Origin of the sequence: Vulcanisaeta moutnovskia 768-28, from assembly GCF_000190315.1 — an archaeon.
Classification (GTDB): Archaea; Thermoproteota; Thermoprotei; order Thermoproteales; family Thermocladiaceae; genus Vulcanisaeta; species Vulcanisaeta moutnovskia.
This window is the reverse complement of the sequence record NC_015151.1, coordinates 1303013-1323588: the sequence shown is the minus strand read 5'-3', so window position 1 is coordinate 1323588 and position 20576 is coordinate 1303013. Positions and strand designations below refer to the sequence as shown.

Sequence of the window (20576 nt, the reverse complement as noted above, 5' to 3'; positions counted from 1 at the left end):
TCCTCACTCATAACGCAGGGTCTGGGCTGGCGGTATTCTCATGGCCCTTATTGCTGGTACTAGGGCTGCGATTATGTTTATGGCTATGGGCAGTATGAATATTGCCGCGAAATCCAGCGGCGTAAGCATTATGGGTAGCACTATAGATGAGGAGGTGGCGGCTGTGGCTGCCCTGGTGGTTGCCCTGCCAGGACCTCCACCGAAGGCCGGTCCCATGAATGATGATGGACTTGGGAAGGCACTAACAATGGTCATTAGCAATGCGATGCCGATTACTGACCCTATTATGGCTATTATCGCGGCCTCAATAATTAGGAGTAGTGGTATTGACCTTCCGCTGAAGCCCACTGCTCTCATTATGCCGAACTCCCTAGTCCTTTGAATCACATTTATCATCATCGTGTCAAACATCCAAATGCCGATTATTACGAAACTTATGCCGGCTATGAAGGCCAGGAAGAGCTCGAGCACGGTGAAGAATTGGTTAATGCTTGATAGTAATGTTGATAGGTTTAGTACCTGGTCCATTGGGAAGAGAGCCTTTAACTCATTTGTGACGTAATTAATATTGTTTGGTGAGTCAACATAGACTATTATGCCACTGACAATGCCCGAGGGATCGAATTGTGATAGGAAGGTATTCTCATCAATGAATATGGCATTGTTTGGATTCAGGCCAATGACTCCAATACCGCTTTGTTGCATTACGGCGCCTATTGTGTATGTGAGCTCAGAACCACCTGGTGCGGTTATCACCATTACCTGCCCAGGGTATGCAATCTGCTGTCCAGTGCTTGTGAAGGCCACGTCATATCCGACAAAGGCAAGCCCAGGCGTGAGTATTGGTGTGCCAGCCATTATTGCATTGTTCAGTGAGGTAACTCCATAGAGTTGCATTATCTCCTGTTCCGTGGCCCCTATTATTGTGGCTGTGACCTCATGGCCATTAATATCCACCCTAGCAACCGTGGATAATATGGGTATTGCATTGGTCACGTGAGGTATATTCATAACCTCATAAACGCTGGTAATCGTTAATTCCGAGTTCTGCCCTGGGAATAGGAACACAGTGTTTGTGCCGAAGATCCTCTCGAAGAAGCTCGTAGTCAGTGTCTTATAGCCCTGTCCCATGCCTATGGCAAGGCCAAGGGCCACTATGGCTATTACTATGCCGACAATGGCGCCTATTGTCCTACCCCTACGCTCCCAGGCGGCGCTCCATGCAAGTTTGAAGTAGTCGGTAATCCTCATGACTTGCCACCGTGCCTCCTACGTAGGATCAGAACCGCAGCAATTATCACGACCGCAGCCACTACGGCTAATGCAATTATTATGTATGTGAAGTAATTAGCCCTGTGATACCTGTAGTAAGTGCTCTGTGAGCTGAGTTGAGATGCTGATTGTGTGAATAGTGTTGCGTTCCTAATCACGGTTATTGGCACTGTGTAGTACTGAGTATGTTGCTGTCCGAATTGATTGGTGTATTGTATTTGGAAGGTTATTGTGGTGTTCATTGTCTTCGTAACAGTGAAGCTGAAGGCCACGGCACTTAACTGCTGGGAATTCAGTGTGCCCATGTAGGTGCTTGATTGACTAATTAATTCAATTCCTGGTCCTGGTATTGCGGTTATGTTTAGGTTGTAGGCGGGTACCGGCCCTGTATTAACGAAGTTTAGGGACACGGAACCAGTCTCACTGATCATTAATGGTGTTGGTGCGACCTGGTAACCGGTGACTAGTATTGATGGTTCATTTAGTACGGATACAGCCATGGTGCCTTGAACACTGCCTGGGTAGCCGCCAGTGTATTGATAGGTTAGTGAGTATGTTATGGATGCTGAGGATGATGATATGGGCACTGCAATAGGCACATAAACATAGTAGGTCGCTCCAGGTGGTATCTCTGCAATGTCATAGGTTGTATTACCAGCTAGGCTTAATCCCTGGATTGACGTGAGCACTAGGGTTACGTTGTAAATGGGCACTGGATTAACATTCCTAATGCCAATAACCAGTTCACCAGAGCCAATACTCAGTGAGGAGTTGACTGGATAAACAATCACCTGGCTTGAGGACACTGCAATCACGCTCATGCTTATTGAGATACTGCCACTTACCGTATTACCGCTTTGATCAAGGCCTGTGTAACCAACATTGATTGTCACGGGGCCGCTGCTGATCGGTAATACGTATAGGGTCATGGTGTAGTTACTACCTGGGTTTAGGGTCCCAATTACAATACTACTGTAACCAGCGGCTAAAGTAGCTCCACTAATGCCTATGTTAACCTGCAAATTATAAATGGAGCCACTGCCATTATTACTCACTACAAGCTCCACTGGATTAACAAGGTTACTAACCAAGTATTGGGTTTTCGTGTACGCTGTGATTATTGGTGAGCCGTAAATAACCAGTGGGAAGTTTATGTTCATTGAACCCGAGCCAGCCACTTGTATGTAGGTGGTTACCTGCGCCTTCGCCGAGGTCTCATACTCAGCGCCCCAACTTATGGCAAGCGTGGATTGGCAATTAATGGGTAGTGTTGAGTTAATCAGGTAGGTAACAGTGACTTGCTGTCCAGGATTTAACCAACCAATGAAGGCTGGGTTCTGGGAAACCACAGTGCCGCTACAGGGCGTTAGGGAGAACTCGGTGTTATATAGGTAGTAGCCTCCCGTATATATTAGTGTTATTGAGACCTTGGAGACGCCAGTAATAGTCGGTGATGGTACTGAGGATATACTGACTATTGAAAAGGGCGGTGCGGTGTTTGAGTACTGCTGTGCGTACGCCAAGGGTATTAAAACCAGCAGTGCTAGTAATATAGTCATTATCACCAGTGTGTACCTGTTAGTTATCATTTTCGACATCGAATTTGAAACCACGAATCTTCTTATAAATCATACTCTCTTTATAGTATCAATCACATTACAGTCTACGCTATATGAGTCCTCGGTGAGTATGTATTTTAAAGAGAGACTGTGCTTACCCACCGTGTCATTCATAGAGGCTAGAGACGTGTGGAAGTACTACGGTGATTACCCTGCGCTTCGAGGAATAAATCTAGAGATAAATGAGGGTGAGTTTAGATGCATCATTGGACCTAGTGGTAGTGGCAAGACAACCCTCCTAAGCCTAATAGGCGGTTTGGACGGGGTTAGCAGGGGCTACCTGAGGGTTGGTCCTTATGAGCTGCATAGGCTCAGCAATACGGAACTTGATAGGTATAGGAATGAGTTCGTGGGTTTTGTATTCCAATTATTCTATTTAATACCCAGGATGACCGTGCTTGAGAACGTGGAACTACCGCTAATAGCTAAGGGTATTGGTTCAATCGAGAGGAGGAAGCTAGCTCTCGAAGCCCTTGAGATGGTTGGACTTAGGGATAAGGCCAGAAAGAGACCAAGTGAGCTTAGTGGTGGTGAGCAGCAGAGGGTCGCTATTGCGAGGGCTATTGTGGCTAAACCAAGGCTTTTGTTAGCTGATGAACCCACGGGTAACCTGGATAGTAAGACTGCGGCTGTGATAATGGACATATTCAGGAAGTTGAATAGGGAGCTTGGCATGACAATAATAATGGTAACACACAACCTTGAATTAATAGGTAATTGCCACAGAGTCTCTAGGATAAGTGATGGGGTAATAACGAGGACGTACGACGTGCCCCAAGTCCGTGAAAACCTTGACATATTAATTAGGGAGTTAATGACGGCGTGAGCCACCGTAATGTATTAAAGCGTATTGCTGCTTAATTCCTTAATGAATGCTAAGTCATTATTGAGGATTACGGGTATTGCGGGCTTCATATTAGCGGCCATAGCAACCTACATATACATTGTCTACATACTCATACCTGTAATAACACCGATAATAATTCACCAAGTTGAGTCACAATTAAGTGGTGAGGGCGTATCGATTAGCCAAAGCGAAATCTCAGGCATGGTCTCCCTCCTAACCACAGTAATGCCAATAACATCACTAGTCGGTATGGTGATTGGTTGGTTAATAGAGGCTGCAGTGCTCATGGCACTACTTAGGGCCTTTAGGATTAGGTCGGGATTCACAGACACCTGGTTACTCAGTGGGAACTACTTCTGCATCAGCACAATACAGACGGCTATAACTGTCACGACACCCCTATTTAATTACTCAATAACAGCAGTAACCATACATAGGGGATTAACAAGCGAACCATTGCTACTCGCAATCAATCTTACATTCACAGTAATAGGCTCACTATACCTAGCCTACATATTCGCCAGAACCTACGGTACAAGCATCACCAAGGCATTAATACCAACACTAATAGCCCTAATTATCTTCTGGGCAATATCAACAATGATCTAACAAACAAAATTGAAACTACATTATTATAATTGATTTTCCGTGCTTTGGGCGTGTAGAGCCGTCGTAATTATATAATTACGGCGACTCTTCCAATCCAAATACGATGTCAGTAATTTATGATATTAACGCCAATTTTAGTGCTAGATTCTGGGTTTCAAATTATCATTGTCGGTGATTAGAACGTACAGAATGATTACCATGCGAGCATAGGTGGTAATGCTTTGTCAAGACTTGGACTTGCAGAGTCGTCGTGTATATATAACTGCGGCGAGTCTGCACTTCCAAAGTGCGGTAGTCCCTATTTTATAATGCGTTGAAATTAATAAATTATTAGTTGTTTTGGCATAATTATTGGTGTTATTTCTATTTTTTATTAGAGAAAAGTTTATAAATCTCTGGGTTATTTTAACTCTGATGTATGTGGTCTTTGGATTAACGAGTGGGATGTCGTCAATGATCTTCGAAGGTAGGTATAAAGGACCTAGTGATATTAGGGATGTTCATGTGAGTGATGTTCCAAGGACTAATCATGTTCTTAGGAGTTTCGTTATTACTGATGATAAGGATGCCCTTATAATATGGTCTTTTGACATACCTGGTTATGAGACTCACATTTACTCAATGATTAAGGAGAGGGCCACATTACTGCTATGCCCAAGAATTGATAATTCAACGTATTTATTACCCGATGTTTCATTGGTTGAGGAATTGAGTTCAATGCTTTATAAAGACGCTAGGTCAGTCACGTATTTTGTTAAGCCCATAAATAGGTCCTTTGTGTCTAGTGTCCTCAGGGCCACTGTGGGTGCGGCTAGGGCGTTAGTAATGGAGAAGGTGGATAATTTACTCAAGTCAAGGGGTTTGGCCACTGTTAGGTTGATGGATGAATTGGGGACTATTAGTGAGGATATTACTTTATCAGCCAATAAGTGGGTTGAGAGAGGTTTCGCTAATGAGGTTGGTGACGTATACTCCCTGACTGATTACATAAGAAATTCACTGGAGCTAAAGAAGAGCAGGTCTAGGAAGAGAGCCAGTTAGCACTGAGGGCATTGCAATTTAATAAAAACCAATAATTTTTAGGGTTTTACCGTGTAATAAACCCTCTTCTTATCCTTACCCCTGCTCTCGGACTTGAGGAACACAATCTCCCCAATCTCCCTCGTGTTAGCCACGTGCGGTCCACCATCAGCCTGAATGTCAATACCCTCAATCTCCACAATCCTCCATTCCTCACCAGGCGGTGGCTCCCTCTCGGCAAGCTTAACAATGCCAGGTATCTTCAGCGCCTCCTCCTTCTTTAGGAAGTATATTTTTACAGGAATACCCCTCTTAACCACCTCATTGGCCTCTGCTATTAAGTCCTGGAATGCCTTCCTAAGTGCATCGCCACTTAGGGTTAGGTTATAATCATCCCTGGCATACTCTGGCGTTATATCGCCACCAGTGACCAGTGCGTTATAATCCTTATAGGCGAGGGCTGCGATGATGTGTGTGGCCGTGTGAAGCCTCATCAACCTATATCTTCTATCCCAATCGATTATGCCGTGAACAGAATCACCAACCCTAAACCTAGGCTCCCTATCAAGAATATGCACTGCATCCTCACTCTCCTTAATCACCTCCTTAATCACGTACTCCTCACCCTGCCAAATCAACTTACCAGTATCATTAGCCACACCACCACTCCTTGGGTGGAAGAGCGTTTGATCAAGCCAAACCCTATTGCCATCAATCCTAACCACGGTGGCATCAAACTCCCTCTTGTATGAATCCCACCAGTAGAGGAATTTCGTCGGCATAGTACCCAAGGTTGTCAGGAAATACTTAACAATTGCGCTGTGGTCTATACGCCAAAAAACCTCTTCACTGCATAGGTCATTACGTCGTGTGTCTTCAATAAGTCATCCACAGTGACATACTCATTATACGCATGGGCGAGGGCTAGCTCACCAGGACCGTAAACAACCGTTGGTACTCCCCTAGCCCTTAGGTACCTACCATCAGTGGCTCCCGTCACTATCACCGGCTTTGGTGGTGCACCGAGCACCTTCTCAATACCTTCATGAACAAGCCTAGCAATAGTTTCGCCAGGGCTTGTGTAATTCGGCTCGCTTGTGTCCAGAATCTCGATATCAGCAATACTGCTTAACCCACTCCTTAGGTGATTAATTACCTGGTTTGGTGATACTCCAGGTGGGATCCTCATATCAAGCTCAAGCTCTGCGTAGTCAGGGACCATGTTTATCTTAGAACCGCCATTAATAACGCCTGGGTTAAAGGACACGGTACCAACAACCCTCTCAAAATCACTAAGCGTTAGGTTAAGCCCAGATGCCTTTGCAGCCTCTAGGTAAACCTCAGCCGAATTCTTTATTGCATTCACCAACTCGCTCGGTATTTTAATCCCACTGTTAAATTCACTAATTAACTCCTCAGCCTTACTAATTGCCCTAATTAACTTCATTATTGCATTCTCACCAAGTACTGGTAAACTACCATGAGCAGACCTACCCCTGGTAACAAGCTTAACCTGACAAAGACCCTTCTCACCAATGTAGTACCTTGAGCTACCCGAGGGCTCGGCAATTATTGCGGCATCACCAGTGAGAACATTATCCCTAACCAGGGCCTCAACACCTGGATGACCACCAGTCTCCTCATCAGCGGTTGCCGAGAAAATCAATGTTCCAGAGCCCTGCTTCTCGATTAATGGTGCTAATTCTGCGAATACGGTCATTATCACGGCCAAGCCACCCTTCATATCCGTAGCGCCTCTACCATAGACCCTGTCCTCAACAATCCTCCCTGAGAATGGTGAGTAAGTCCACTTAGAGTCATCACCTGGTGGTACAACGTCCATGTGGCCATTCAGGATAAGCACTGGCTTATTCCTGCCAACCCTAGCAATTACGTTGGGTTTATCCTTAGCATACTCCCTAAACTCGCTTGTGAAGCCGTGTTCATTTAACCAATCCCTTATGAAACCAGCAACATTAATAGTGAAACCAGGTGGATTAACACTGGGGATCTGGATTAACCTGGATACTAGGTTTGGTATTTCGCTCCTTAAATCATCCCTACCCATTACTCATTGCCCTATCTAATGCTTAATTTGTATTACCTTCGACAATGCATTTAGGAATTCATTATCAATATCCACGCTCCTAATACTAACCCTGAAGTACCCCTTTGATAATGGTGGTATGTTTGATAGGTCCCTAATTAGGAAATTGAACTTAAGAAGATCATCGCCAAGGCTTGGCCGATGCTTAATTACGAAGTAATGGGTTGAGGAGTCGTAGTAATTAATATTCAACTCCCTTAATGCATTAAACACCCTGCTTCGTTCCTCATAAACATAATTAACGGTTAATTCCCTAAACTCATGGGCATGATTCATGAACCTGGAAACCGCATACTCAACTATTGAGTTTGTGGGCCACGTTGGCACTAGATCCTCAATATTGATCCTTGTGTACACAGCACCAATCCTTAGCCCAGGTATTGCGAGGAATTTCGTATAGGACTTAACTACAATGATATTTTCATACTCATCAACATACTTAATTAGGGATTGATTATCCTTAACAAAGTCCATGAATGATTCATCAACAATCACGAGACTACCCTGCCTCTTAATTTCCTCGGCCAGTGATAGTAATTCATCACGATGTATTAAGTAACCCATTGGTGAGTTGGGGTTTGATAGCATAAAGACTGTACCAGTCGTTATCTTATCCAGGATTAAGTCACTCAGTGAGCCAAGGTTCCAGTACTCAGTAAGCACTATTTCGGTGTTCACAAGCCTTGATATGCGTATATAATCACTGTAATTGGGTATGGGTATAACGACACGCCTGGGTCTTAGATGCATAATGAGCATTTGTAGTGCCTCCGTAGCGCCATTAAATACATAGGTCATACTGGGATCAATACCCTCATAACTAGCCAGCGCCTCCCTTAGCTCGTCACCAAGCTCAGTGGGATAGTGTGAGTAATGGGACTGCTCAACGGCTTCCTCAATAAGGTAAATAAGCTCCTTGGGTGTTCCTAATGGATTCATGTTAGAGCTAAGGTCTATTAATCCGTATTTCCATCCATACCCACCGTGGCCTCTGGCACTACTCTTTATGTTATTCATACTTCTGTAAGAAATTTGTGAGATAAGTTAAATAAATCCCCGCTATTATTGAATCCGATAATTAATGTATCACGAACATGGTCACTTCGGACCACCACCGCAGTGGTTCATAAAGAGGAGAGGATTGAAATACCTAATACTATACCTACTTAATAATAGGGGTCCGATGACTGGCGCCCAGATTATTGATGAGATTGAGAGATTATCAATGGGTTTCTGGAGACCAAGCCCTGGCTCTGTCTACCCAGCTCTTGAGGAGCTTGAGACTGAGGGCTTAATTAAGGTGGCTAAGGTTGAGGGTACTAAGAAGTATTATGAGATTACTGATAGCGGTAAGTCGTTCATTGGATTGCCAAGTGTTGACAGGACCACGGCAGCGATTAACGACTTCATATCACTCACTAAGTACATAATTGATAATTGGGACATTATAAGTGAGGCCGATAAGGCCAAGGTTAGGGAGATTCTTAGGGACCTCGTTAAGACGGCAAATATTCAGTGTTAATCCATGTTGTAGAGGACTACGTGCGGCATCCTTAATTCATCAATAAACCACTTATTCCTGGCCTCCATTACTAATTGTCTACCATCAATATAATTACTCAGTAACCGGGTGATTACGTTACCAAGCCCCTCACTGAGGCAGTAGTCCGCATTCTCAAAGAGTATTAATGATGGCCTCCTAGCCACTATTAACTGCGTGATTAATGCAAGAATTGTCTTTACGTGGCATGGCAATTCATCACCAATATGAGTAATACCCCTCCTGTCTATGTATGAAAGTACTAACTCACCATTATACCAACCAGCCCTGAAATTCCTAATGCCAAGGTCGCCAAGAACCTTCCTCAAGAACCTAATGTCCGAATCCCTCCTCGGGTCAGTAAATAATTGGGAGAGGGTTTCAACTATGTGTTCGCCATGTTCGCCGATGAAGTCCGTGTATGAAGCATCCACGTTCTTAACACGGCCTTTGAAGTCTATGTATGGCCCCATCCTATAAGCACCAATTGTGGATAGGTAATCCCTAAGGACCTTAATGACTGATAAGGCTGCTTCATAATCCTCGGAGGCACTACCAACGAGTTGTAGGGCTTGTTCCTTGGGTGATAACCCATCAGGATTCAGCAGTACTGATGCATCCATGACCTCCACATCAAGTGGATACTTAACCCTGCTGACCCCACTCTTAAACTCAGCAACTAGGACCTCCTTATCGTTAATCTTCACCACACTTACATAACCCTCATCAAAACCAACACTAATCGTTACAGAATCACCAGAATAACCAACCTCCTCAAGCCTCTTCTTAGTCCTATCATCCAATGCCATAGTTACCTCAACCCTTGCATCCCCAATCCTGGATAAATCCTCAAGGAACACCCTATCCCTAATACCCCTGAAGATCCTCCATAGTAATTCAATAATAATTGATTTGCCGGAGCCCGGCGGTCCCGTTATTATGGTTAGTGGCCCCAGGTCAATACTAGTGTTTATTCCATAAAACCCCTTAACGCTCAATCTTGTTACCAGCACAACACTGTCTTGCGGCATTATTTATTAAGGTTGAGTTCCATGATTGGGCGTGATGTTTATTGGGATATATTGAAATATATATAATATTCACAAATATAGTGTGGTGTATTTATTTAATAAATAAAGCTTAAATAATAACTAATAATTACGAACACGTGGACCTAGACCTAGCGCCAGACCCACTCCTTACTGTTCCAGGGCCGTCACAAATACCACCTAGGGTTATGAGGGCTTTGATGAGGGTTGTAGATCACAGATCTCCTCACTTCCATAAATTATATAACGACGTGATTGAGGGTTTGAGGTATGTATTTCGAACGAGTGGTGATGTTTACCCAATAACTGCAAGCGGAACTGGTGCTGTTGAAACCATGGTGCTTAACTTCGTTAAACCGAGGGATACAGTCCTCGTGCCCGTATTCGGCAGCTTCAGCAGGAGACTTGTTAATCACCTTAGGAGGGTCGGTGCCGAGGTTATTGAAATAAACTATGACTTAGGCGTAGCCCCTACGTATGATGATTTAAGGGCTAGAGTTGAGTCAATGGGAATTAAGCAAATTGATGTACTTGCCACTGTTTATAATGACACAAGCCCAGGCCTAGTATTTAGGGATTTACCAAAGGTTGCCAAGTGGATTAGGTCCTACGGTGCCTTAGTCCTTGTTGATAATGTATCGGCATTAGGCGGTGATTACTTCGAAGTTGAACCCTGGGATATTGATGTAGCCGTATCCAGTAGCCAAAAATGCCTTGCGGCGCCCCCCGTTATGTCGTTCATCGCCGTAGCATCAAGTGAGGCCTATCGTAAGGCAGAGTCGATAAGCCATTCGAGTATTTACTTCGATATTAATTTAATGAGGAAGTTTGGTGAGAAGATGGAGACGCCATTCACGCCAGCCGTTAATTACCTATTCGCAATCAGGGAGGCTCTGGGCATAATTAGGGAGGTTGGCCTTGATAACTGGATTAAGTGGCACATTGAGAGGGGTAAGGCGATACTCAATGCCCTTACCAAGGCTGGTTTGGAGCCGTTTGTAAGGAATGATTATTATAGATCGACAACTGTATTATCGTTCAGATACCCACCTGATACTAATCCTGATAAGTTCAGGAAGACCGTGTACAAGTTAGGTGTGTCTATCTCTGATGGTATGGATGAAGTTAAGGGCAAGGCCTTTAGGATTGGTAATATGGGTTATTTAACAAGAAAGGATACATTAACGCTAATCTCCGCCATACTTGCTGTAATGTACAATGTGAGTAACATAGGGGATGTATTTAAGGAGGTATTGAGTTATTGGGAACCACAACAATTATCAGTGGATGAGGGCTAGTATCGTACCTGTTAATGCTATTGTACCCACGATAGCCACGAATACACCAATCAATATTAATGTCACGTCAATTGTTATTCTGGCGTATTTCCAATGCCATAACTCAAGTAATAAGGTCCTTAAGCCTATGAGCCCATGAGTCAATGCAGCATACAGCAGTATGTATAGTACCGCCGCATATGCGAAGTCCCAGGCCTGTATGTGGCTTATTGCGGCTGTGTATGTTATTGATTGTTCATAACTTGGCCACCTAAAGGCTAGGTGTATCCCAACAACAACAATAAGCACTATCCCAAGGAGGTACTGCCACTTTCTTAATGTGGATGCGCTCACCATGCCCATCACCATATGAAGGCCACTAGTGTTGCTAGTATGAGGAATATTATGATGACGATCACCGCTATGTACTTAAGCCATGCCTGTCCAGGCTTCTTGGTTGATGGCACCGCCCTTGGGAATGTGTGTCTCTCGGGCTTTGGAAGACCAACACCGAAGTACTGCGTTAATATTAACCTAAACCCATTGGCACCGTGTACCGCCGCCAACAGCGCTATTAAGTACTCGATTACCGTACCTACGTGTATATGTCCATAAATTGCCGGTCCCTCTATAGTACCTATTATTGCGTTCCATGTTAGTGGTGAAGGATGACCAAGACCAAGTGCTGTGGATATTACGAGTGTATGCCCAAGTAGGTAAAGAATCAGGATTGCACCACTGACCTTCTGGAAGATTAGTAACCACTCATCAAGTCCCTTAAACCAGAGAGACCATTTTGGCGGGACCCTCTTAGTCTTTTGCTGTGCCATGCTCATCACCTCCTACGCTTACCACTTAATAACCAGTTCTTCAAAAGGTTTATCGCCAGGGCTGGATCAACATCCTTAGGGCAAACCTTACTGCAGGTACCACTGTAGTGGCATGACCAGACACCATTCTCGCTATCAACGATCTTGAGCCTAAGCACGGCGCCCTCATCCCTACTATCAGCACTCCACCTATATGCCTGGGCAAGGGCCTGTGGCCCTAGGTAATCCTTGTTTAGGAAAACCATTGGACAAGCCGAGTAGCAAAGGCCACACTTAATGCAGTATGCGAATTCCAAGTAATCACTAAGTTGATCCTCTGTTTGTGGGTAGTAGGTATCCAATTTCTCGAATTGCTCAGTCTCATCTTTCCTAATTAACCAGGGTTTAACAGATATATGCTTCTCAAAGAAGTTCGAGAAGTCTGCAGCTAAGTCCTTTATTGGTTCGAAATTACTTAATGGTTCAACAGTAATTACCTCAGTACCTAGGTCGTACGGCTTAGTCTCGCAGGCAAGTCTCGGTACGCCATTTATTATCATGCCACAGGAACCGCATATACCCATCCTACAACTATACCTGAATGATAATGTTGCATCTTGGTTCCACTTTATCTTTAGTAATCCATCAAGCACCGTTTCGTGGTTTGTTAACTCGACTTTATACTCACGCCAGTAATAACTCCTCTTCTCTGGGTCGTACCTCTTAACCCTGAATGTATAAGTACGCCTAATGGGAGAGCCAAGGGGTGGTTTCGTAATTGTTATTTTCTCCACAGCAACTGTTGTCTGTAATGCACTACTCGTTTGTTGAGAAGACACGCTTAGTTGTGAATAAGTATATCTTTATAAGTTCTTCCCTGGAAAAGAATAAAACGATATATTTACGGAGACTTAGCAATGCCCAGTAATGACTTAAATTAATAAATGCATAAATACTAGACCTTTGTCTATTTCTTAATGGTCGAGTATGAGGGTTTTATCACGGACATTATGATTAGGATAGCAGGTGACATAGTGCTTTCAGAGAACCCTGGCAAGGGCATTAGGAAATGGCGTGAGTTCTTTGAAATGTCGCAGGCTGAGTTAGCCGCTAGGCTTGGTACTTCGCCAAGCGTTATCAGTGATTATGAGTCTGGGCGTAGGAAGTCGCCTGGTTCCCAGTTCATTAAGAGGGTTGTTAAGGCATTGGTGGATTATGAGTTGGAGAAGGGTGGTCAGAAACTATACATTCTTAGTAGGCAGTTGGGTGGTGAGAGGTTTTGGGAGGCAATAATTGACATGAGGGATTTCGACATACCCATCGAGATTAATGAGTTTATTAAGTCCATAGGCGCTATTATGGCTGTTGGGCCTGAGGGTTATGCGGATATTCATGGGTATACTGTGGTTGATAGTCTGAAGTTGGTTCTTGACGTGCCATCTCACGAATACTTAAAGCTATATGGGAGTACTACGCAGAGGGCCGCCGTATTCACTAATGTTAGGTATGGTAGATCGCCATTAATAGCCATAAAGTCAATGCTTGCATTTACTAATCTAAGACCTGCCATAGTGGTGATGCATGGTGTTGATAGGCCTGATTACCTAGGCATTGAAATAGCCAGGAGGGAACGTATACCGTTGGCAGTGGTTAATAGTTCAATTGATGAATTACTAACGGCCTTAAGAAACATTGCTGAGCGCCAGAAAAGCACTATTAAATAATTTCATTATTAATATGGCTTTAGGAAATGATTATCTACTAACCTGCATTATTGATGTAAGTATTCTTCGGGTCTTTTCCTTGAATTCCTCAACGGATGAATCATTAACGAGTATGTAATCAGCCCTGGCTATTAAATCACCAAGTCCATACTTCAATTCCCTAAGATCTCTCATCAAGAAATCCTCAATTGTTCTCGGGTCATCAGGCCTACCCCTCTTTAGTAGTCTCTCGAACCTTAACCTCCACGGCGCAACAACGTAAATTAATATTACCTTTGTCGATAGTGTCTCCTCGATCGTCTCAATTTCCCTAATGCTCCTGGCTCCATCAATAACAACGATGCTTAATGACCTAGGCGCCTTCTCCAAAGTCTTATGTGCAATATACCTAGTGCCACCTCTCAACCTAAGTGTTACTGACGCCATTGATGAAGGAATACCACTTCGCATTGCCTCCTCCCTGATTATGTCGCCCATGATCACCACAGGAAGTCCCAGCTCCCTCGCCACGTCCGACGCTATTGTCTTTCCTGAACCAGGTAGGCCCGTTATTACTATTACTATCACGTGGATTCAAGGGTATAAGGCTTTATTTACCTATTTTCCCATAATAATCTCCTTAATCCTAAGTAAGTCGGCGTTTGTCCTAAATCCCTTAACATGGAAGTGGGATCTCACGGCCTGATAGCCGAGTCCCCTTATGATACTTATAACATCGTTAATGGGTAATTCACGTCCCAAGTCCCTACCGACCTCAGTCGTGAGCGCATAGGGTATGTTAGGTCCCAATGCCTCCTCCCCTATTAAACCAGCAACTTCCCTAGCCCTACTGCTGAAGTAATCCCTAGTGCCTTTCATAAAGTAATTCATTAGAAACTCGGCGTCCCATAAATTACCAATCCACAATGGGCCAGATAATCTATACCTATTTACGCCTGGTATTGGGTATCCTGAGATAAACCCCCTCTGAAGGGTGCTTGGTCTGTAATAGGAATAGCCAATGTTCCTAAGTGTTTCCAAGGCATAGGCTCTATCCTTAAAGACTAACATACACACCCTGTAGTAATGCCCATCTAGAAATGACATTAATGGGCGTATCCCATAATCCATTGATAATGCGTATCGCGCCACTGTCGAGATTAGTATCCTAATACCCACCTCAAACCTATAGGGGAATTTCTGTGGTAATGCCCCATAACGCCTAACGCACTTAATCGGGTACTTACCCGATAAAACACCCACGTCAGTCGCAGTCACACACAGGAGACCTTGATCCCTAATAGCCCTGAGGCTATTTTCTATGAATGGTTGTGGTGATCCGAAGGGATCTATATCGATTACGTCACAACCACCTTCACGGGCAATTCGTAGTAATAGGTTATTGGCATCATCCTTATGTACATTGATTATATCGCTTAGTCCATTCCTGTCTATGTTCATTCTTATTAATTCATAGGCCCTCTCGGAAATATCATTGGATATAACCTTAGATACTCCATTAATCTCTCTGGCATACCTAATGGCCCTAACCCCAGTGCCGGATAATGGTTCACAAATAATGATATTGGATTTACCGGTGTAATTAACGTAGCCGTTAATTATCGCAATGGAAAGTGATCTGTTGACTTCCATCCTGGGGTTATAAAATACTGGCGCGTGAGCAGGTTCAGGTCTATTACCAACAATGTACTTAGATAGGTCAGGTACAATTATCGATACTAACCCCTCCCTAATCTCCACCTTTGGATAGTCACTCATATCCCTCGCCTAATTAGTTCCTAGATTCCAGGAATTCAACATCGCGTTTATCGGACTCTATCAACGCCAAACCAACACCGAGTACCTTAGCCACATTAACAACCTCATTACTCAGCCTTCTCTTATCCTCAACAAGGTATGACTCATCTGTTGAGTGCGCTGCGACTTTTGTGTGCGCCTTCAGTAATGAGTATAATTTAAATGATGGCAGTAATTCCCTAATATTGTCATCAACCATCTCCTCCCTAGTCTTCACATCATTAAGCACATCATTGTCACTAGGCCTTAAATCAACGTTATTGAGTAAGTCCTCGTCAAATAGATTAACAAGCATTCTGGCGGTTCTTTCTGAGGCTTCTATTGATCCTCTCTCATACTCATATATTGTTCTCCTGGTAACACCAAGCATCTTTGCAAGGTCACCAAGGCTCATGCCCCTATTCTCCCTCAGCTTCCTAAGTAATTGACCTTTCACACTAGCCTTTATGATGCCTTTATCCTTCACGAACTTAATACTATCGTTATCTAAAATTCTCTTGAACGTCCTAACGCCCACCGCGTAAACACCATGTACTTTATAGGCTACGCCATCAATCATCTCCTCATCACCATACTTAATACCGACTATTATTGGTGTTGAATTCGAGACCTTTGATAACACTATCAAGTCTATTATTGCATCCCTACTTACCTTCTCCGCATCCCCCTTTACCTTAATGATGAATTTTCCCTCCTCATTATCACTGTAATTAGGTATTCTAATTATCGCGTCGTAGGATAATGACGAATCACCAACAAAGAGTACCCTAGCTTTCCTACTTGCTGCGAAGCTCAATACATGCGTTATGAGTTCATTACTCATTACCTATTATTAATTCATGCATATTATTTTATTTAAAACTTTTGCGTAACTAATTATTACGAGGTCTTTCTACCAATGACCATGGCATGTGCCGTGTCGTAAGGCTCCAGGTGAACCATATCAAGTATTTCATAGCCCCTGTCCTTAAGCACATCAATTTCCCTCTTAAATGTCTCACTTGGTTCCTTGGTAACGTCAATACTCATGGCCTTTATAACCAGCATTACGTAGCCGTGGCTCTTCACGTAAACGTCAGCATTATCGGCAAGTATCTTTGCCTGGAACGGCTGTGCAATGTCTATGTAGGCGATATCAACAGTCTTGACAATATGTACATACTGCTCTGGATATCTGGCATCTGCGAGTATTGGTATTACATTCTTCCTACCCTGATCCACGAGCTTCTCCACGAACTCCCTGAAAACCCTAGGTGAGAACTCAACCGAGTAGATAACGCCGTTATTACCAACTATATCACTCACATGACTCACGGTAGTACCACTGGCAGCACCAAGATATAGTATTCGTGATCCCTCGATTATGGGCATTACCTTAAGGCCATTCATGATTGCAGCGGCAAGTTTCGACCTGTACGGATTCCAAATCCTATACTCCTTACCCTCCCACTGAATTAATTGCTCGCCATAAACCCTCTTACCCGGTGTTAAGTTGATGGTCGCCAATCTCTCTGTGCCATCCTCAAAGGACACCCAGTAAACACCCCTGAATTTCTCATGCTCCTTAACACCAACAACCTGTATTAATGAGGACATTGGGAATGCGTATTTTTAAGGGATTATAAATCTTAATACTGATTATCTACGGCCGCCCCTCTTCTCATGAGCCCTCTTCTCCTCAGCCTTCTTCGCAGGTCCTCTTTTCTCTGGAGCCTTCCTAGCGGCTTTAGCTTCAGGCTTCCTTAATGGCGGCTTCGCATACAGTGTTTTAACCTCCTGCACCCTCTTCATGAGATCCTCCTTAAGCCTTGGGGCAATGAAGTTTCCAGTGAAGGCGTCGGCCTTAGCGGCTATTGCCAGCTTCGCAGCCAATGCCCTGGCTATCTTACCACGTTGCCACCTTGGAGCCCTAAATATTTCTGGGAATTGGAATAGTATCCCATGCTTTGGGGGTCTACCGCCAGTCCTTAATGCCCTAAATAACGCCTTTTCGGCGCCAAGTACCTGTATTGTTGATGCCGGTAGCAACGCAAGCCTCATCAAGCCTCCCGCAAGCATTATAAGCCTTGCACCCAATAATGGACCTACCAACTCCCTAATGTTCGGTGCTACCTCTACCATAGCCTCATCAATATACTGCGACAATTTACTCCTGAGGTCTGATAGTTGTACGTATATTTTTGCATAGGTTCTTACGGGTTCTAAGTCCCAATCAGCCATTTCAGCACCAACACTCTTACTTGCGGCCTCGGCGATTCTCTTAGCCCTGTCCTGCGTGAGCCCTAGCTTCACGAGATTGTCAATAGCGAAGTTGCTCCTGTGCCCTAACTCCGTTACTAATGTCATGTATTCATTATGGTCCTTAACCAAATCCTCAAGTTCTGGGAAGTGAAGTCCATACCACTCCCTAACCCTTGAACTTATTAGGTTGAGTATCTTGTCAAGATCATCAACCGAACTTATAGCCTGGGCAATGAACAAGTCTCTCTTTTCAGCAACCTGCCTTAACTTATGCCTTGTCTGCACCGTCGTTATTTCATGAACCCTGGCCAGATACTCATCCTCACTCAGGCCAAAGACCTCCTTAACGTATTTACCGATGTTGTTCCTATACAGTGTTCCAGCCTTACTTGGTAATTCAGATCTAATCTCAATATCTGTGATTCTATTAGCCAAGTTCCTGGCTAGTTCCCTATTCTCAACAATAATCTTTGTGATTCCCTTATTTCTAAGTTCATTTATTACCTTGATGACCTCATCAATTGGTTCACCAGTCTCAAGTCTATTCACCTTATCGGCTATCTCGTCTGTACTACCCTCATAGATAACCTTAGCTATTACATCACCGTCCTCATTCAGAGCCACAACACCAAGCGTATCCAATACCAGGTATGCCACGCTCATCAGTATTCACACTAACCACGTGATGAATCACTATCTTTTAAGCTTTTATCTCGTATTAAGGAACCTGTATTTAACAGTATACAATGTCCTCATTACTATTAATAATACCCCAAGTATGAATATCACTACTCCAAGATCCATAACTAGGTTTATGAGCAGGGCATTACCTACTATGTATTGTGATACTGCCGTTACTGAGAGCGATACATTAAGCGGTTCCGGATTATTATTAAACAACACCAGTGAGTAATTACCATGCTTAAGTAGTGGGAATGTTATTAGGTAAAGTCCATGTTCATGGCTATAACTCAATGGTGTTAATACGTGCCCAAAGGAATCAAATATATACACGGATAGTGGGTATGAATTATTAAGCATGACCACGATATACGCAGGATTATTTACATAAACAGGTACTAAGTACCTTGAGTAAACATCGAGACTTATTGTCATATTACTCAATGTACTCAGCATGATATTATACACCCTAGGCAGGAATGCATTGGTCACCAGTAGTATTACCGCTCCAATCACGGTTAATGCAATGCCAATTCTTACTAAATTCACATTCCTAAGAATACGCTTTCACTTAAAAACTTAATTTGATAAGTACATACTATGAGTAAATATCAACGAACTCAAGCCATGTATCAAGCTCATCAACACCCATTCTTTGCCTTGCACTGCCTCTCTCTATCCAAGCTTCCCTGGGTACCAACTCATCACCCCTCTTAGTAAATACTACCCTTATTACTGGCCTGGGTTCATCACTTACCACCTCAGTACCAGCAGCCTCCTCTTCACTTGGTGCATGGAATAATAACTCAACGGTGTCTGTGGTTTCCCTAACCTCATACAGCGGATTACTACTAACGAAATTCATGAGTTTATTATAATTAATTATCCTCATTACTAATATGAGGCACTAGAGTAATTATATCTTTTATTTCTCCTTACAGATGTTAATAAGGTAATTATTAATTAAACCTCATGGTATTACGTGATAAACCCTCATTAGCATGTATATGCCGACTAGTACTATTATTGCTCCATAGGCAATCCTAAGTGCCCTCTTAGGGGCCTTAACAGCTAGGCTAGTGCCTGCATAGCCACCCGCGGCTCCCCCAGCGACATATAGTAAGGCTATGAGTATTAGTACATCGCCATAGTACCAGTACTCGGCACCACTGGCTACACCGAACGTACCAACACTTAACAAGCTGGTTCCAATAGCCCTTGTTATACAGAGCCCAGCTGAGAACATTAGGCTTGGTACTATTAGGAAGCCACCACCAATACCAAAGTAACCACTGACAAGGCCAACTATGAAGCCGAAGGTTGCAACCTTGAGTATTGTTAATGTTGTTAACCTCGGGCACTTCTTGAGGGCATTCATTACGTGATTAACCTCATCAGCAGTACCAGCCTGTGTTGACTCCCTCCTAATCGCCATGTATATGCCTAGTACAATCATTGCTATTGCGAAGTAGGTTAGTAAGTCAGTGCCTGGTGTTATGTGGCCCAAATAAGCCCCTATCAATGAGCCAACAAGGCCTACGCCGGCGAATATCCCACCTACCCTTGGTGCCACGTTCTTCTTCTTAAGATGCATGTAGGAGTTTATGTAGGCATTAAGGCCGACGGCAAGCGCGGTCGTACCAATGGCTATGTGGGCGGCATCAGGTATTGTGTCAAGACCAACGAAGTAAAGGAACAATGGGACAGCCAATATACTACCACCGCCTCCAATAAGACCAAGTGAGAATCCTACCAATATCCCCGATACTATTGAAAGCACATACTGCATAAACGTTATTACCAAGGTCATACACTTCTCTGTAAAGTAAGTCTCTTTTTAAACTTATTTATTCATAAATTTGACATAAAACTGAATTTAATGACAAATAATGATAATAAATAGACATCCATAGCAATACTTGCTAGTATTTTGTTTAATTATAAACGTATAAGGAGAATTTTGAAATGGAGCCTTGCAATTTTA

At 43.5% G+C, this 20576-nt stretch carries 23 protein-coding genes; 6 read left to right on the top strand and 17 right to left on the bottom strand.

Annotated elements, in window-relative coordinates:
- Positions 1 to 3: 3 nt before the first annotated feature.
- Positions 4 to 1251, bottom strand: coding sequence for an ABC transporter permease (locus VMUT_RS06930; RefSeq protein ID WP_013604708.1), 1248 nt, complete (start codon positions 1249 to 1251; stop codon positions 4 to 6).
- On the bottom strand, positions 1248 to 2870 hold the full coding sequence (locus VMUT_RS06925; protein WP_148224701.1) for a COG1361 S-layer family protein: 1623 nt from the start codon (positions 2868 to 2870) through the stop codon (positions 1248 to 1250). Before VMUT_RS06925 ends, VMUT_RS06930 begins: the two co-directional genes overlap by 4 nt.
- Before the next feature lie 91 nt (positions 2871 to 2961).
- On the opposite strand from VMUT_RS06925, the gene VMUT_RS06920 reads away from it, so the two are divergent.
- From VMUT_RS06920 to VMUT_RS06910, 3 genes are all read left to right on the top strand, one after another.
- Complete coding sequence (locus tag VMUT_RS06920) at positions 2962 to 3717, top strand: ABC transporter ATP-binding protein (RefSeq protein ID WP_193387192.1); 756 nt, start codon at positions 2962 to 2964, stop codon at positions 3715 to 3717.
- A 42-nt stretch (positions 3718 to 3759) separates the two neighbouring features.
- Positions 3760 to 4347 carry a hypothetical protein gene (locus VMUT_RS06915; RefSeq protein WP_048056929.1) on the top strand — a complete coding sequence of 196 codons (588 nt, stop codon included), beginning with the start codon at positions 3760 to 3762 and terminating at the stop codon, positions 4345 to 4347.
- A gap of 414 nt (positions 4348 to 4761) precedes the next feature.
- Positions 4762 to 5388, top strand: coding sequence for a hypothetical protein (locus VMUT_RS06910; RefSeq protein WP_013604704.1), 627 nt, complete (start codon positions 4762 to 4764; stop codon positions 5386 to 5388).
- A 38-nt stretch (positions 5389 to 5426) separates the two neighbouring features.
- On the opposite strand, the gene alaXM is transcribed toward VMUT_RS06910, so the two are convergent.
- The 3 genes from alaXM to VMUT_RS06895 are packed head-to-tail and all read right to left on the bottom strand — an operon-like array spanning position 5427 to position 8491.
- Positions 5427 to 6149, bottom strand: a complete 723-nt coding sequence (alaXM, locus tag VMUT_RS06905; RefSeq protein WP_013604703.1) for an alanyl-tRNA editing protein AlaXM — start codon at positions 6147 to 6149, stop codon at positions 5427 to 5429.
- A gap of 44 nt (positions 6150 to 6193) precedes the next feature.
- Positions 6194 to 7435: a M20 family metallopeptidase gene (locus VMUT_RS06900; protein ID WP_013604702.1), complete on the bottom strand. Its 1242-nt coding sequence runs from the start codon at positions 7433 to 7435 to the stop codon at positions 6194 to 6196.
- Positions 7436 to 7450: 15 nt separating this feature from the next.
- Positions 7451 to 8491 (bottom strand): pyridoxal phosphate-dependent aminotransferase, encoded by a 1041-nt coding sequence (locus VMUT_RS06895; RefSeq protein WP_013604701.1) that lies wholly within the window; start codon positions 8489 to 8491, stop codon positions 7451 to 7453.
- A gap of 64 nt (positions 8492 to 8555) precedes the next feature.
- Here VMUT_RS06895 and VMUT_RS06890 point away from each other — a divergent pair, with 64 nt between their 5' ends.
- Positions 8556 to 8996 (top strand): PadR family transcriptional regulator, encoded by a 441-nt coding sequence (locus VMUT_RS06890; protein WP_013604700.1) that lies wholly within the window; start codon positions 8556 to 8558, stop codon positions 8994 to 8996.
- Here VMUT_RS06890 and VMUT_RS06885 read toward each other — a convergent pair.
- On the bottom strand, positions 8993 to 10045 hold the full coding sequence (locus VMUT_RS06885) for an AAA family ATPase (protein ID WP_237699621.1): 1053 nt from the start codon (positions 10043 to 10045) through the stop codon (positions 8993 to 8995). The genes VMUT_RS06890 and VMUT_RS06885 overlap by 4 nt on opposite strands.
- A gap of 137 nt (positions 10046 to 10182) precedes the next feature.
- Here VMUT_RS06885 and VMUT_RS06880 point away from each other — a divergent pair, with 137 nt between their 5' ends.
- Entirely contained in the window at positions 10183 to 11361 is a 1179-nt protein-coding gene (locus VMUT_RS06880) for a pyridoxal-phosphate-dependent aminotransferase family protein (protein WP_013604698.1), read from the top strand.
- Here the strand turns inward: VMUT_RS06880 and VMUT_RS06875 are convergent.
- The 3 genes from VMUT_RS06875 to VMUT_RS06865 are packed head-to-tail and all read right to left on the bottom strand — an operon-like array spanning position 11344 to position 12988.
- Positions 11344 to 11703 carry a succinate dehydrogenase/fumarate reductase transmembrane subunit gene (locus VMUT_RS06875; RefSeq protein ID WP_148224700.1) on the bottom strand — a complete coding sequence of 120 codons (360 nt, stop codon included), beginning with the start codon at positions 11701 to 11703 and terminating at the stop codon, positions 11344 to 11346. The two genes, VMUT_RS06880 and VMUT_RS06875, sit on opposite strands and share 18 nt — an antisense overlap.
- A complete protein-coding gene (locus VMUT_RS06870) occupies positions 11703 to 12176 on the bottom strand; it encodes a succinate dehydrogenase/fumarate reductase transmembrane subunit (RefSeq protein WP_048056928.1) in 474 nt (157 codons plus the stop codon). Before VMUT_RS06870 ends, VMUT_RS06875 begins: the two co-directional genes overlap by 1 nt.
- Positions 12176 to 12988 (bottom strand): succinate dehydrogenase/fumarate reductase iron-sulfur subunit, encoded by an 813-nt coding sequence (locus tag VMUT_RS06865; RefSeq protein ID WP_148224699.1) that lies wholly within the window; start codon positions 12986 to 12988, stop codon positions 12176 to 12178. Before VMUT_RS06865 ends, VMUT_RS06870 begins: the two co-directional genes overlap by 1 nt.
- A 138-nt stretch (positions 12989 to 13126) precedes the next feature.
- Here VMUT_RS06865 and VMUT_RS06860 point away from each other — a divergent pair, with 138 nt between their 5' ends.
- Positions 13127 to 13873, top strand: a complete 747-nt coding sequence (locus VMUT_RS06860) for a helix-turn-helix domain-containing protein (protein WP_013604694.1) — start codon at positions 13127 to 13129, stop codon at positions 13871 to 13873.
- 30 nt (positions 13874 to 13903) lie between these two features.
- Here the strand turns inward: VMUT_RS06860 and VMUT_RS06855 are convergent, their stop codons facing one another.
- The 8 genes from VMUT_RS06855 to VMUT_RS06820 all read right to left on the bottom strand — a co-directional run bounded on the left by VMUT_RS06855 (position 13904) and on the right by VMUT_RS06820 (position 20402).
- Positions 13904 to 14440, bottom strand: coding sequence for an AAA family ATPase (locus VMUT_RS06855; RefSeq protein WP_013604693.1), 537 nt, complete (start codon positions 14438 to 14440; stop codon positions 13904 to 13906).
- 30 nt (positions 14441 to 14470) lie between these two features.
- Positions 14471 to 15631: a tRNA (guanine(26)-N(2))-dimethyltransferase gene (locus tag VMUT_RS06850; protein WP_013604692.1), complete on the bottom strand. Its 1161-nt coding sequence runs from the start codon at positions 15629 to 15631 to the stop codon at positions 14471 to 14473.
- Between the two features lie 13 nt (positions 15632 to 15644).
- On the bottom strand, positions 15645 to 16493 hold the full coding sequence (locus VMUT_RS06845; protein WP_013604691.1) for a helix-turn-helix domain-containing protein: 849 nt from the start codon (positions 16491 to 16493) through the stop codon (positions 15645 to 15647).
- Between the two features lie 56 nt (positions 16494 to 16549).
- Positions 16550 to 17266 (bottom strand): fibrillarin-like rRNA/tRNA 2'-O-methyltransferase, encoded by a 717-nt coding sequence (locus tag VMUT_RS06840; protein ID WP_013604690.1) that lies wholly within the window; start codon positions 17264 to 17266, stop codon positions 16550 to 16552.
- A gap of 42 nt (positions 17267 to 17308) precedes the next feature.
- Entirely contained in the window at positions 17309 to 18574 is a 1266-nt protein-coding gene (locus tag VMUT_RS06835; RefSeq protein ID WP_013604689.1) for a Pre-mRNA processing ribonucleoprotein,-binding region, read from the bottom strand.
- Positions 18575 to 18619: 45 nt separating this feature from the next.
- Positions 18620 to 19141, bottom strand: coding sequence for a hypothetical protein (locus VMUT_RS06830; RefSeq protein WP_013604688.1), 522 nt, complete (start codon positions 19139 to 19141; stop codon positions 18620 to 18622).
- A 49-nt stretch (positions 19142 to 19190) separates the two neighbouring features.
- Positions 19191 to 19484 (bottom strand): hypothetical protein, encoded by a 294-nt coding sequence (locus VMUT_RS06825; protein WP_013604687.1) that lies wholly within the window; start codon positions 19482 to 19484, stop codon positions 19191 to 19193.
- Between the two features lie 78 nt (positions 19485 to 19562).
- Positions 19563 to 20402 (bottom strand): sulfite exporter TauE/SafE family protein, encoded by an 840-nt coding sequence (locus VMUT_RS06820; RefSeq protein ID WP_013604686.1) that lies wholly within the window; start codon positions 20400 to 20402, stop codon positions 19563 to 19565.
- Between the last annotated feature and the right edge of the window lie 174 nt (positions 20403 to 20576).